Source organism: Streptomyces ferrugineus (assembly GCF_015160855.1).
Taxonomy (GTDB): domain Bacteria; phylum Actinomycetota; class Actinomycetes; order Streptomycetales; family Streptomycetaceae; genus Streptomyces; species Streptomyces ferrugineus.
The window spans coordinates 1,214,008-1,227,210 of record NZ_CP063373.1 but is presented as its reverse complement, the minus strand read 5'-3'; the positions used below and the strand labels follow the sequence as shown (position 1 = coordinate 1,227,210).

Below are 13,203 nucleotides of genomic sequence, written 5' to 3'. Positions count from 1 at the left end.
GCCGGCCAGTCTATGCAGACCGCCCCTCAACGTCCCTGGTAGCGGGCCGCCGAGGAGCGGGCCGAGCCGAGCTTGCGGTAGAGCTGCCATCCGGGGCACGACGTGGAGTAGCCGTCCCGATGGCCGGAGATCACGTTCAGTCGTACGTTCTTTCCCTTTCGGTAGAGATTGCCACCCCCGGACCTCAGGTATGTCTTTCCACGCGGATTGGCGCCGTAGAGCCCCAGTTTCCAGGCCGTGAGCCGGGCGATGGCCTTCACCGCCCTGACCGTCGGCTTCCTGGTGCCGTAGTTGCCGAGAACGGCGATCCCCATGCTGTTGGAGTTGAAACCGAGTGTGTGGGCACCCATGACGGGCTTGGCCACTCCCCCGGCGCGCCCCTCGTAGATCCTTCCGCACCGGTCGATGACGAAGTTGTAGCCGATGTCGCGCCAGCGCATGCTCTTGACGTGGTAGCGGTAGATACCGCGAATGAGTGAGGGAGACTGCTTGCACCAGTAGCTGCCGGTCGCCGTGTGGTGCACGAAGGCCGCCTTCACCTTCTTCGTGTAGGCGAACCGCCGCTCCCGCCAGCTCTCGTTGGCGCCCCATCCGCGCCGTGTGACGATGCGCGGCCGCGGCCCGATGTACGGCTTGGCCCGCTGCTCCTGCGTCAGTTCGCTGCCGCGCAGGGCCAGCAGTTCCCGTTCGGTCTCGATGCGGCCGAGCTCGGGGATCTCGGCGGCGCCCAGGGACGTGAGTTCGGCGTTGGCGGCGGAGGCGGCGAGGGCGTCGGCGGACACGGCGATGCCACCGGTTCCGGCCGCGCCGCTGGTCCCGGGGTTCAGTCCGCCCGTACCGGAGCCGGGGTCGCCCTGCACGGGGGCGGGGTCGCCCGGGTCGACGAGTTCGAGGTGGAGGCCGTCGGGCAGCGGAGTGATGGCGGCAGCGGTCACCGCCGAGTCGTCACCGTTCGGTTCGCTTTCGCTCTCCTCGGGCCGGGGTTCGGCGGGCTGCGCGGTGACCCGCACCTCCACGCCGTCCGACTCGCCGACCCACAGGGGCGCCGTGCCGCCGCGCACCGATGGGGAGGCGCCTTCGGGGGTGTCCGGGTCGGCCGCGTGCTCGGAGTTGTGCGTCTCGACATCCTGCCAGCCGGACCAGGTGCCGGTGCCGACCGCGCGGGTGCGGACCTGGACACGGCCGTGCAGTTCGGTGGCCGGGTCGTCCCAGACGACGCCGACGAGGGAGAAGTGATCTACGTCCCGGCGGGACAGCCCCTGTTCGGCGGGGGCTCCGGCGGCACGGTCACGAGTGAGGGGGGCGAGGGGCAGCGACTGGGTGCTGCCGGGGACGTAGGCCTCGGCGTCCGCACGCCGCACCACCGGCCCGGCCGCCGTCCCCCGGCCAGCGGCGGCTTCCGCTCCGGGCGCCGCGACGGCGGGCGGGGCGAGCGGTAGGACGAGAGCGGCCGCGCACGTGACACCGATCGAAGAAGCTAGGAATCCACGCATGCTCCCGATGTTGAACATAGCCATACAAACCTGTCCATTGGGAAACTGACGCCGTGTCGGCCCGTGGCTCCGCCGAACCGGTGGCGTCCCCACGGCCCGCAGGGCGGTGCGCGGCCGCGTCTGCGCGTACCCTTGCGCGGGTGAATGCCACCGACCGCACCCCTGCCGACCTGCTGCGTTCCGCGCTCGCCGCGGACGCCGGGCGTCCCCTGGTGACCTTCTACGACGACGCCACCGGGGAACGTGTCGAATTGTCCGTGGCCACCTTCGCCAATTGGGTGGCCAAGACCGCGAATCTGCTCCAGGGCGACCTCGGGGCCGGGCCGGGTGACCGGGTCACGCTGTTGCTGCCCGCGCACTGGCAGACGGCGGTGTGGCTGCTGGCGTGTTCGTCGGTGGGCGCGATCGCGGACGTGGGCGGGGATCCGGCGACGGCGGACGTGGTCGTCAGCGGGCCGGAGGGTCTGGAGGCCGCGGCCGCGTGCCGGGGTGAGCGGGTCGCCTTGGCGCTCCGCCCTCTGGGGGGCCGTTTCCCACAACCGCCGCCCGGCTTCGCCGACTACGCGGTGGAGGTCCCCAGCCAGGGCGACCACTTCGCACCGTACGCGCCGGTCGACCCCGAGGACCCGGCGCTGATCGTGGCGGGCCGGGAGTTCAGCGCGGCCGAACTGGTCGAGCGCGCCCAGGCGGAGGCACCGGCCCTCGGCCTCACGGGCCCGGGTTCACGGATCCTCTCCGCCCTGCCGTACGACACCTGGCACGGCCTCAACGCCGGCCTGTACGCGGCGCTCGCGACCGGCGGTTCGGTGGTCCTGTGCCGCCACCTCGACGCCCTGACGGAAGAGGCCGTGGCACAGCGCATCGACGCGGAGCGGGTGACGACGACCGCACGGTGACGCCGAGCACCGCCCCGCCGGGCAGGCACCCGGCGTGAGGGCCGGGCGGGGTGGGTGCGCAGCCCGGCGCGACGGGGTGCCGCCTTCTGCGGGTCGGGAGCCGCCCCATGCGGCACGCATGCCCGCAGCCGAGGCGAAGCGGACTCCCGCCACGTCCCCGACGCACAACGCACCCCCAGGCCCCACCGCCGCAGGCACCCGTCACCCGTTCAGCCCACCACCACACACCCCTCGCCCCTCATCCAGGCCATGGTCGTAACAGCAGCCCACACCACACGCAGCACGCACTGAGGGGTGGACCCAGCCGTGACCGACACCGCACCTGCGCGCCGGGGGGCGTCGGCCAGTAAGAGGGGGATGCGGCGATGGGCTCGGCGGGGAGCCCTGGGGGTCGGGCTTCTGGTGCTCGTCGCCGGCGGGGTCGGCTGGGCCGTCTACGCCAAGCTCGACTCCAACATCACCCCGGACGAGGCCGCCGCCGCCGAACTCGCCCGGTACGAGAAGGAGCGCCCCACCTCACTGGTCCGCGGCGCGCAGAACATTCTCGTCATCGGCTCGGACACCCGCGCCGGCAGCAAGAACCGCCGCTACGGCCGCGACTCCGGGACCGAGCGCTCCGACACCACCATCCTGTTGCACCTCTCGGCCAACCGCCGCAGCGCCACCGCCGTCTCCCTACCCCGCGACCTCATGGTCGACGTCCCCGGCTGCCGCCGCCCCGACGGCACCCGCAGCGACCCCATGTTCGCGATGTTCAACTACGCCTTCCAGGTGGGCGGTTCGGCCTGCACCATCCGCACCGTGGAGCGGCTCACGAACATCCGTATGGACCACCACGTCGTCATCGACTTCCACGGCTTCAAGAAGATGGTCGACGCCCTCGACGGCGTCGAGATCTGTCTCAGGAAACCCATCGCCGACAAGGCCGCCAAGCTCAGGCTCCCGGCCGGAAAAGTCACCCTCAACGGCGAGCAGGCCCTCGGCTACGTCCGTGCCCGCAAATCCCTCGGCAACGGCAGCGACACCGACCGCATGGAACGCCAGCAGCGCTTCCTGGCCGCACTCGTGCACAAGGTGCAGAGCAACGACGTACTGCTCAATCCGGTCAGGCTCTACCCCGTCCTGGACGCCGCCACATCGTCCCTCACCACCGACCCGGCCCTGGCCAGCTTGCGTGGTTTGTACGAACTCGCGCGAGGAGTGCGCGACATCCCTACCGAACGCGTGCAATTCCTCACGGTTCCCAGGGAGTCGTACATCTACAACTCCAATCGCGACCAACTCGTGGAGCCGGAGGCCGAGCGCCTCTTCGAGCGACTGCGCACCGACACCCCGGTGGAAGTCAGCGATTCGTCCGGAATGCACCCCGGTTCGTCACACAACTCCTCACGTCCTTCGCCCTCCGACCCCACTTCCCCGGCACCCACGTTCCGCGGCAGCACCGCCGCCGAGAAGCCCTGTGGGTAAAGCACTCGCCAAGCCGGTGAACCCCAGTTCAAAGAAATGCGACGGATTGCCCAGTTGTAGGGACGTGGAATTTGTCACCGTCCTCGCTCCACGCTGAACTGGGCGGATAGTGTGAGCGATCTGGTGCTCCCTGCCGTAGTTAGGCTTGCGCACTGTTTGACCGAGAGACCCGAGCGCCTTGGAGGGGGAAGGCGCCGCGTGGCCCCGACGGAGGATTCAGACAACCGTGGACGCGCAAGGCCGTGGGCGGGCGGACGACATCGATCCCGCAGACCAGTGGGTACTCAATCCGAACACCGGTGAATACGAACTGCGACTGAATGCTTCCGCAGCGCAGTCAGCGGTTCCGGGTCCCCGCAGAGCGGCTTCCCGGGCCGGCGCCGCCGCGCGCGCGGCCGGTACCGGTACCCAGACCGCGGGCGCCGGGGGCGCGGTGCGCCATCGGAGCGCCGCGCCGGGGCGGGAGACGCGGCATGCGCCGGGCCGCGAGGTCCCGCCGCAGCGCCGGCGCAGGGGTGCGCCCGAGGAGCCCCTGCCGGGGCGGCGCGGCCGGCGGCCGGTGAAGAAGAAGAGCAAGGCGAAGAAGGCCGTGCTCTGGACCGGCGGCATCATGGCGTTCGTGGTGGTCGCCGCCGCGGCCGGCGCGTACCTCTACATCGAGCACCTCAACGACAACATCCAGTCCGTCTCCGACGACGGCGCGAGCACCGGTGGCTTCAGCAAGGACAAGGCCATCAACATCCTGCTCATCGGCACGGACAAGCGCACGGGGGCGGGCAACGACAAGTACGGCGACCAGGGCAGCGAGGGGCACGCCGACACCACGATCCTGCTGCACGTCTCCAAGGACCGCTCGAACGCGACCGCGCTGAGCATCCCGCGCGACCTGATCGTCGACATCCCGGACTGCCCGACCCAGCAGGAGGACGGCTCCCAGAAGGTCATCGCGGGCGAGACCGGCGTCCGGTTCAACACCAGCCTCGGCCAGGAGGGCCGTACGCCCAGTTGCACCGCACGCACGGTCACCGAGCTGACCGGGGTCAAGCCGGACAACTTCATGGTGGCCGACTTCAACGCCGTGAAGACGCTGACGACGGCGGTCGGCGGCGTCGAGGTGTGCCTGGCCAAGGACATCAACGACCGCGACTCCAAACTCAACCTCACCAAGGGCAAGCACACGATCGAGGGCGAGGACGCGCTGGCCTTCGTCCGCACCCGGCACTCCGTCGGTTTCGGCGGTGACCTGAGCCGGATCGGGCTGCAGCAGCAGTTCCTCAGCGCGCTGATGCGCAAACTGAAGTCGAACGACACCCTCACCAGCCCGACCAAGATGATCAAGCTGGCCGAGGCGGGCACCAAGGCGCTGACCGTCGACTCCCAGCTCGACAGCATCGACAAGCTGAAGGACCTCGGTCTGGAGCTGGGCAAGCTCGACACCAAGAACCTGACCTTCACCACGGTTCCGGTGATCGACAACCCGGCGGAGAAGGTGAAGACGACCGTCGTACTGAACGAGACGACGGCACCCGGGGTCTTCCAGGCGATCCAGAACGACGTCTCCTTCACTGAGGTCAAGCAGCAGAAGAAGCAGGAGGCGGCCGCCGTGGCCGCCCGGCTCAAGGGCACCAAGGCCGACGCCTCCGAGGTGCGGGTGCAGGTCTTCAACGGCGGGGCACCCGCGGGCAGCGCCCAGGAGACCCTGACCTGGCTGCAGACCGAGGAGGGCGTGTCCAAGTCGGAGAACGCGGGCAACGCCCCGGCGACGCTGGCGAAGACGACGCTGGAGTACGCGCCGGACCAGGCGGACCAGGCACGCCGGCTCGCCGACATCATGGGCCTGTCCGGGGCCGCGATGAAGCCCGGCAAGAGCGTGACCAACGCCCAGGGCCTGCCCACGATGACGCTGACCCTGGGCAAGGACTTCAAGGGCGCGGGTGTCTCGCTCACCGCTCCGACGAAGGCGCCCGACGTGGAGAAGTCCACGGCGGACAAGGTCGAGTGCGCGAAGTGAGGCAGCGCCGCCGGCTCTTTTCGGAATCTCCGGCTCTTTTCGGAATCTCCGGCGGGGAACGCAACTGTCCCCGGCGCTCGTTGGTCTGACACACGGCACGTCTGACACGCGGCACGGGTGTCAGCCGTGTTGGCCGACACCGTGCGGCCGTACCTGGCGTGAATTTTGCCGACGCGTGGCCAACCTGGCTCGGCCCCACAGCGGTCTGAAGGGTTGCGAAGGGGCGTCGGACAGGGTGGCCTGACATGGTTCGCTCCGCACCGGACAGGGAGGTCCGGCGCGGAGCGCGGCCGTGTCGGGGCAAAGGGTGGGGAAGGGCGGAGAGTTGGCGCGGAGCAGTGTGCGAGGGGAGGCCGCCGCGGTGGACGACACCATGTCTCTCACCCCGCGGGCCGACCAGGACACGCCGGCCGACCAGGCCGGCCGGCACAGCGGCGGGGGACGCGGGGGCGCAGGACGCGGGGGCGGACGGGGAGCCGACGGCAGACGCCGCAGACGGCGGGCGCTGCGCTGGTCGGCGACGGTTCTGGCAGTGGTGATACTGGGCACCGCGGGTGCCGGGTATCTCTACTACCAGCACCTCAACGGCAATCTGAAGAAGGACGACCTCAACATCGGAGACGAGAAGGACCGCGCCGCCAGGACCGAGGCGAACGCGGCCGGCCAGACGCCGTTGAACATCCTGCTGATCGGCTCGGACGCGCGGGACACCAAGGAGAACCAGAAGCTCGGCGGCGCGAAGGAGACGTTCGGCGGCACGCCGCTCGCCGACGTCCAGATGCTGCTGCACGTCTCCGCCGACCGCACCAACATGTCGGTCGTGAGCATGCCGCGCGACACGCTGGTCGACATGCCCAAGTGCACGGACCCGGACAGCGGGGACGTCTACGAGGCCCGCGAGCGCCAGATGACGAACAAGTCGCTGGGCCGCGGCGGTCCGGGGTGCACGGTGGCGACGTGGGAGAAGCTGACCGACATCCACATCGACCACTTCATGATGATCGACTTCTCGGGTGTGGTGTCGATGGCGGACGCGATCGGCGGCGTGCCGGTCTGCGTCAACGCCAATATCCACTCCAAGGACAGCCAGGGCCACGGCTCCGGGCTGAAGCTGGAGAAGGGCACGACGTACGTCAAGGGCGAGCAGGCCCTGCAGTGGCTGCGCACCCGGTACGGCTTCGAGGACGGCAGCGACCTGGCCCGCGCCAAGGCGCAGCACATGTACATGAACTCGATGGTCCGTGAGCTGCGCAAGAACGCCAAGCTGAGCAACCCGGGCAAGCTGCGCGCCCTCGCCGAGGCGGCCACCAGGGCGCTCACCGTCGACCCGGGACTGGGCACGGTCGCGAAGCTCTACGACCTGGCGGGCGAGCTCAAGAAGGTGCCGACGTCGCGCATCACGATGACGACGATGCCGAACGAGTACGACCCGATCCAGACCGGCCGGGTGGTGCCCACCGAGGACGCGAGCAAGCTGTTCCGGCTGGTGCGCGAGGACATCGCGCTGGACGGCAAGGACGACAAGGACAAGAAGAAGGCCACGGAGGAGAAGCCGTCCGCCGATCCGGCCGCGGCGGACGACGAGATCGCCGTACAGGTGCAGAACGGCACCCGCACGGACGTCCTCGCCCCGGTCTCCGGCCGCGCGAGCACCGTCGCCGGGCTGCTGGCCGGCAAGGGCTTCACACAGGCCGTGGCGGACTCCTCGGCGGCGCCGACCACGGACACGACGGTCGTCCGCTACCCGAGCGCCGACCTCCAGGGCGACGCCCAGCGGGTCGCCAAGGCCCTCGGCATCCCGGCCGACGCGGTGGACAAGTCCACGGACGTCTCCGGCGTCACCCTCGTCGTCGGCGCCGACTGGCGGGAGGGCACCACGTACAAGGCCCCGAAGCAGGACGACAGGACGCCGGAGACCGCCGAGGCCCTGAACGCCTCCGACACCAAGGCGTGCATGAAGGTGGACCCGGACTTCACCTGGTGACACCCGCCCCGCCCGGTGGGCTCAGTTGGTGCTGAGCACCGCCGGGCGGCGGGAGGCGATGACCTTCCGGGCCAGGGCGCGGGGGCTGGTCAGGAAGCCGTAGCCCCAGGACATGTGCATGGTGGCCAGGGCGACGGGGATCTGGAGCCGGGCCTTGAGCGGCAGCCCCTTGCCGGCGGGGACGGACCCGGCGACGATCGCCGCGAGGTAGCCGCCCGGGACCAGCAGGGCCCACGGGGTGACCAGGGCACCGAGCACCAGGCCCGCCGCGATCGCGCACACCGCCGTCGGCGGGGCGAGGTAGCGCAGGTTGATGGAGCCGGAGTGGTAGCGGGCGACGACGTGCCGCCACCGGCCGTAGTCCTTGTACTGCTTGGCGAGGGCCTTCACCGACGGCCTCGGGCGGTACGACACCTTCAGCTCGGGCGAGAACCAGATCAGCCCGCCCGCCTCGCGGATGCGGAAGTTGAGCTCCCAGTCCTGGGCGCGGATGAACTCCTCGTTGTACCCGCCCTGTTGCTCCAGCGCCTCGCGCCGGAAGACACCGAGGTAGACGGTCTCGGCCGGCTGGGCCTCGCCACCGGTGTGGAAGGCGGCGTTGCCGACCCCGATCTTCGAGGTCATCGCCGCGGCGACGGCGTGCTCCCAGTCGTTCTCGCCCTCGGCGTGCATGATGCCGCCGACGTTCTGCGCGCCGGTCTCCTCCAGGAGCCGTACGGCGGTGGCGATGTAGTTCGGCGAGAGCATGCCGTGGCCGTCGACGCGGACGACGATCGGGTGCCGGGAGGCCTTGATCGCGGCGTTGAGGGCGGCGGGCGTGCGGCCGGTGGGGTTCGGGACGGTGTGCACGCGAGGGTCTTCGGCCACGAGCTCGGCGGCGATCTCGTCCGTGCGGTCCGTGGACGGACCCAGGGCGATCACGACCTCCATCTCGCCGGCGTACTGCTGCGCGAGGATCGCTTGGACGGCTCCGCGCAGATGCCGCTCCTCGTCGAGGACGGGCATGATGACGGACACGGCGGGGAGCTGCACGTCGGGATTGGCGTTCATAGGGGCCTCACGTTACCGCGAACGGGGGACACCGGTGCGCCCCGCCGGGTCCGGTGCTCCGGGCAGCCGATCGTATGGCCGTACGGTGCTACTCGGATCCCCCGTCACCCCCCCAGGGCAAGCCCCAGCGGAGGTATCGCCTCATGCCCACGCCGCCCCGCCGCTCCCCCGCCCCCGCGCAGCGACGCCCGCAGCCGTCCCGCGGCGGGGAGCGGCCGGTCGCGCCCGTGCGGCGCAGGCGGCCACGCTGGGCCATGCGGGCGGTGACGACGCTGTCCGTCGTGGTGCTCGCCTCGGCCGGGATCGGGCACGCGGTGGTCACCAGCCTGGACGCGAAGATCGAGCGCGTGGACCCGTTCAAGGACATGAAGAACCGGCCGCAGGCCGGGCACGGGATGAACGTGCTGCTCGTCGGCACGGACGGCCGCGACCGCATCACCGAGGAGGAGCGGCGCAAGTACCGGCTGGGCGGCGCGCCCTGTCACTGCACGGACACGATCATGATCGTGCACATCTCGGCGGACCGGGAGCGGGCCAGCGTGGTGAGCCTGCCGCGCGACTCGTACGCCGAGGTGCCGGAGGGCGAAGGGCGCAAGGCACACCCCATCAAGATCAACGCGGCGTACGCCGAGGGCGGTCCGAACCTCACCGTGCGCACCGTCGAGCACATGACCCACGTCAAGATCGACCACTATCTGGAGGTCGACTTCACCAGCTTCATGAAGACGGTGGACGTCCTCGGCGGCGTGCAGATCTGCACCGCCGAGCCGCTGAAGGACTCCTACACCGGCCTCGACCTGCCGGCCGGCAGCCACCGGCTGATGGGCGGCGAGGCACTGCAGTTCGTGCGGGCGCGGCACGTCGACAGCGACTCCGACCTGGGGCGGGTGCAGCGTCAGCAGCGGTTCATGGCGGCGCTGGTCGAGCGGGCCACGTCGTCCGGGATCCTGCTGAACCCGATGCGGTTCCGGGACGTGACGCGGGCGGTGCTGGGGTCGGTGCGGGCCGACAAGGGGTTCGGCACGGGTGAGTTGCTCGACCTCGGGCGGGCGATGCGGAACTTCTCGCCGTCGTCCTCGGAGTTCACGACCGTGCCGATCGGGGACCTCGAATACGACGTGAAGGGCATCGGTTCCACCGTGAAGTGGGACACCGCGCAGGCCGAGCGTCTCTTCCGGGCCCTGCGCGAGGACGAGCCGCTCGCCAAGCACCGCCCGAAGCGCAGGACCGTCCCCGTGGAGGTCGACCCTCGGCAGATCCAGGTCCAGGTGGAGAACGGCACGAAGGAGAACGGCCTCGGCGAGCGCGTCGACACCGCGCTGGCGAAGACCGGTTTCCGCACCACGGGCAGCCCTGTGTTCGCGGCGGACCGCGACCTGAAGCGCACGGTCGTCGCTCACGACCCCGGCTGGGACCGCTCGGCGAAGTCCCTGGCGGCCGCGCTGCCCGGCAGTGAGCTGCGGGTGGTGAAGGGGCTGGGTCCGACGCTGAAGGTGATCGTGGGGTCGGACTTCGAGCAGGTGCGGAAGGTACGGGCCGAGGATCCGGCGGACGGTCACTCCACGGTGGTGCGCGGGGACGAGACGGGCTGCTCGTAGCTCAGTCCTGGTGCGCCCGCGCGGCCGCGGCGTCCCCCCGGACCAGCGCGTGCAGATGCTGGTCGTGCCATCCGTCCGCATGCAGCAGCGCCCCGCGCATGGTGCCCTCGAAGGCGTACCCGGCCTTCTCCGCCACACGGCAGGAGGCCGGGTTGGCCACCGAGTGGCACAGCCGCAGCCGGTGCAGGCCGAGATCGTCCAGTGCCCAGCGGCTGAGGCGCTCGACCGCCTCGACGACCACGCCTGCGCCGCGTGCCTCGGGCAGCACCCAGTAGATGATCTCGGCGCTGCCGCCCGCGAGATCGACGTCGTTGAAGCCGATGAGCCCGACGGCCGCGCCGCCGTCCTGCCCGGCGATGGCCCAGACGGCGCCCTGTTCGGCCCGCCAGCGCTCGTGCATCCGCTCGATCCTGCGGCGCGCGTCCCGCGCCGACTCCACTGTCAGGAGGTTCCACTGCCGGATCGCCGGGTCCTGGCCGGCGGCCACCAGGGCGCCGGCGTCGGCCGGGAGCCAGGGGCGCAGCTCCCGGCCGCGGGACAGGGGCAGTACGGGCTGGTCGCTCAGGGCCATCCGGCCTGCGGGGACGACGGCCGGTATGGGCGCGCCGTGGGTGTCCGGCGTGTGGTGGATCATCGCCGCATCATGCCACGGACGTCCCCGCGCCCCAGCCGACCTGTGGAGCGGGCCGCCGTTGCCGCTCTCGATGAGGTCGCCGCCGGAGACCTGCCGAAGGCCCGCGCGTCAACTGCCCCGCACGCCCGGCGACTTGCGCCACGCGCCGACGGCAGGTCACCGGGACCCGGCATGCGACGCCGTGACTCCAATGGCCCGGCTCCGCGGAATGTTTGCGTCCGCCCGATGGCGCGGGGCGGCGGGTGGGCGTAGGACGGAAGGGCACGGGGCCCGCCCCGGGCTCCCGCACCACCAGGAGGAGCCATGACCCAGCCCGGAACCACGACGATGAGCAAGGAGATGCAGGACTGCGTCGAGGCGTGCATGAACTGCCACAGCGTGTGCGAGGAGACCATGAGCGCCTGCATGCAGATGGGCGGTCAGGCCCAGATGCAGATCATGCGCACGCTCATGGACTGCGCCGAGACGACCCGTATGTGCGCGGACATGATGATGCGCCGCTCGCCCATGTCGGCGGAGATGTGCGCGATGTGCGCCAAGGCCTGCGAGATGTGCGCCGAGGCGTGTATGTCCATGCCGGACGACCCGCAGATGATGCGCTGCGCCGAGGCGTGTCGGCGCTGCGCCGAGTCCTGCCGCTCGATGGCGGGCGCCACGATGTGACGTCTGCGGGCCGGCCGGGATCAAGGGCACCCGAGAGGGTGCCCTTGTCGGCTCACTTGTCCGAGACGGTCACCTTCTGGTCGTTCTTCAGCTCCTCCACCAGCTGCTTCACCTTCGCCTTGTCCCACAGGAGGTTGCCTCCACTGGAGCCGGCGGTCGGCATGTTCATGGACTTGCCGTCGCCGCCGTTCACGCCCTTCATCGCCCAGAACATGGAGGCCAGGTCCCACAGGCTCATGTCCTTGTCGACGATCAGGGAGTCGAGGCCGGCGCCCATCGTGGGGTAGAGCTTGAAGGGGTTGAGGACCGTGCTCGGCGTGGCCACCTGGTTGGCGAGCGCGTTGAGGAACTTCTGCTGGTTCTGCGTACGGTCCAGGTCGGAGCCGGGCAGCGCGTACCGGGTGCGGACGAACGCGAGGGCCTCCTCGCCGTTCAGGGTCTGCTTGCCCTTCTTGAAGTCCGCGCCGGACTTGGAGTCCTTGATGTCCCGCGGGATGTCCATCTCGACGCCGCCGACCGCGTCCACGATGTTGGCGAAGCCGGCGAAGCCGATCTCGACGTAGTGGTCGATGTGCAGACCGGTGTTGAACTCGACGGTGCGGACCAGGAGCGTGGGCCCGTCCTCCGAGTACGCCGCGTTCAGCTTCGTGTGCCGGCCCGTGCCCTTGAAGGTCTTGCCGGACTCGGAGCCCACGTACGTCGGGATCTCCACGTCCGAGTCACGGGGCAGGGAGATCAGCGTGTCGCCGTTGCTGCCGACGTGCAGCAGCATCATGGAGTCGGTGCGCTTGCCGTCGGCGGACCCGGTGTGCAGCTTCTTCTTCTCCTCGGCCGACATGCCCTCACGGCTGTCGGAGCCGACGATCAGGTAGTTGGTGCCCTCGCCCGCCTCCGGCCGGTCGATGACCTTGGACAGGTCGACGTCGCGGTTGAGCTTAGAGTCGGCCCAGAAGTAGGTGCCGACGGTCGTCACGAGCAGCACCGTCACGAGGGTGATGGTGGCCACCTTGAAACGGCGCCGCCAGTTCGGCGCGGGCCGTGGCTCGCCCATCCCCGGGCCGCCGGGGCCGCCCGAGCCACCCCCGCGGCCGTAGACCTGGCCGGTGTTGTAGTCGCTGTCGTACGCGCCGTCGTAGGACGGGTCACCGCCGTAGCCGCCGTGGCCCTGGCCGTTCACATACGACTGCTGCCGGGGCACCCCGCCGTAGCCCTGGCCGGGCGGCGCCGCCGGACCGCGGCGGACCTGGCGCATCACGCGCGCGCTCTCGGGCTGTGCGCTCGCGCTGCCGCGTCCGTAACGGTTGCCGCGGTCATCGTCGGACCATCCCTGGGGCCAGTCATTCATGCGCCTTAGTGTGCAGGGCTCGGCCAGGTGTCTTACAAGGTTCGGCGGAAAATAGGGGCACG

The 13,203-nt window shown here is 70.5% G+C and carries 10 protein-coding genes; 6 read left to right on the top strand and 4 right to left on the bottom strand.

Annotated features, from left to right (window positions below; all coding sequences use genetic code 11):
• Nucleotides 1-26: 26 nt before the first annotated feature.
• Nucleotides 27-1,493 carry a peptidoglycan recognition protein family protein gene (locus tag IM697_RS05835; RefSeq protein WP_194045374.1) on the bottom strand — a complete coding sequence of 489 codons (1,467 nt, stop codon included), beginning with the start codon at nt 1,491-1,493 and terminating at the stop codon, nt 27-29.
• A 140-nt stretch (nt 1,494-1,633) separates the two neighbouring features.
• Between IM697_RS05835 and IM697_RS05830 the strand changes: the two genes are divergently transcribed.
• From IM697_RS05830 to IM697_RS05815, 4 genes are all read left to right on the top strand, one after another.
• The gene (locus IM697_RS05830) at nt 1,634-2,389 is read left to right on the top strand and encodes a TIGR03089 family protein (RefSeq protein WP_194045373.1); all 756 of its coding nucleotides are present in this window, start codon (nt 1,634-1,636) and stop codon (nt 2,387-2,389) included.
• 357 nt (nt 2,390-2,746) lie between these two features.
• On the top strand, nt 2,747-3,856 hold the full coding sequence (locus IM697_RS05825; protein WP_194045371.1) for an LCP family protein: 1,110 nt from the start codon (nt 2,747-2,749) through the stop codon (nt 3,854-3,856).
• A 226-nt stretch (nt 3,857-4,082) separates the two neighbouring features.
• Nucleotides 4,083-5,867 carry an LCP family protein gene (locus tag IM697_RS05820; protein WP_194045369.1) on the top strand — a complete coding sequence of 595 codons (1,785 nt, stop codon included), beginning with the start codon at nt 4,083-4,085 and terminating at the stop codon, nt 5,865-5,867.
• 373 nt (nt 5,868-6,240) lie between these two features.
• Complete coding sequence (locus IM697_RS05815) at nt 6,241-7,851, top strand: LCP family protein (protein ID WP_194045368.1); 1,611 nt, start codon at nt 6,241-6,243, stop codon at nt 7,849-7,851.
• A gap of 21 nt (nt 7,852-7,872) precedes the next feature.
• On the opposite strand, the gene IM697_RS05810 is transcribed toward IM697_RS05815, so the two are convergent.
• On the bottom strand, nt 7,873-8,901 hold the full coding sequence (locus tag IM697_RS05810) for a glycosyltransferase family 2 protein (RefSeq protein ID WP_194045367.1): 1,029 nt from the start codon (nt 8,899-8,901) through the stop codon (nt 7,873-7,875).
• A 143-nt stretch (nt 8,902-9,044) separates the two neighbouring features.
• On the opposite strand from IM697_RS05810, the gene IM697_RS05805 reads away from it, so the two are divergent.
• Nucleotides 9,045-10,499: an LCP family protein gene (locus tag IM697_RS05805; protein WP_194045366.1), complete on the top strand. Its 1,455-nt coding sequence runs from the start codon at nt 9,045-9,047 to the stop codon at nt 10,497-10,499.
• A gap of 1 nt (nt 10,500) precedes the next feature.
• Here IM697_RS05805 and IM697_RS05800 read toward each other — a convergent pair whose 3' ends face one another.
• Nucleotides 10,501-11,133, bottom strand: coding sequence for a GNAT family N-acetyltransferase (locus IM697_RS05800; RefSeq protein WP_194045365.1), 633 nt, complete (start codon nt 11,131-11,133; stop codon nt 10,501-10,503).
• Between the two features lie 303 nt (nt 11,134-11,436).
• Here IM697_RS05800 and IM697_RS05795 point away from each other — a divergent pair, with 303 nt between their 5' ends.
• On the top strand, nt 11,437-11,796 hold the full coding sequence (locus IM697_RS05795; RefSeq protein WP_194045364.1) for a four-helix bundle copper-binding protein: 360 nt from the start codon (nt 11,437-11,439) through the stop codon (nt 11,794-11,796).
• Between the two features lie 52 nt (nt 11,797-11,848).
• Here IM697_RS05795 and IM697_RS05790 read toward each other — a convergent pair whose 3' ends face one another.
• Nucleotides 11,849-13,141 (bottom strand): LCP family protein, encoded by a 1,293-nt coding sequence (locus IM697_RS05790; RefSeq protein WP_194045363.1) that lies wholly within the window; start codon nt 13,139-13,141, stop codon nt 11,849-11,851.
• Nucleotides 13,142-13,203: the final 62 nt, after the last annotated feature.

What these genes read in the sequence shown, in the direction of transcription:
- IM697_RS05835 (WP_194045374.1), bottom strand. Translation starts at nt 1,493, where the DNA reads ATGCGTGGATTCCTAGCTTCTTCGATCGGTGTCACGTGCGCGGCCGCT.
- IM697_RS05825 (WP_194045371.1), top strand. Translation starts at nt 2,747, where the DNA reads ATGCGGCGATGGGCTCGGCGGGGAGCCCTGGGGGTCGGGCTTCTGGTG.
- IM697_RS05815 (WP_194045368.1), top strand. Translation starts at nt 6,241, where the DNA reads ATGTCTCTCACCCCGCGGGCCGACCAGGACACGCCGGCCGACCAGGCC.
- IM697_RS05810 (WP_194045367.1), bottom strand. Translation starts at nt 8,901, where the DNA reads ATGAACGCCAATCCCGACGTGCAGCTCCCCGCCGTGTCCGTCATCATG.
- IM697_RS05805 (WP_194045366.1), top strand. Translation starts at nt 9,045, where the DNA reads ATGCCCACGCCGCCCCGCCGCTCCCCCGCCCCCGCGCAGCGACGCCCG.
- IM697_RS05800 (WP_194045365.1), bottom strand. Translation starts at nt 11,133, where the DNA reads ATGATCCACCACACGCCGGACACCCACGGCGCGCCCATACCGGCCGTC.
- IM697_RS05795 (WP_194045364.1), top strand. Translation starts at nt 11,437, where the DNA reads ATGACCCAGCCCGGAACCACGACGATGAGCAAGGAGATGCAGGACTGC.
- IM697_RS05790 (WP_194045363.1), bottom strand. Translation starts at nt 13,141, where the DNA reads ATGAATGACTGGCCCCAGGGATGGTCCGACGATGACCGCGGCAACCGT.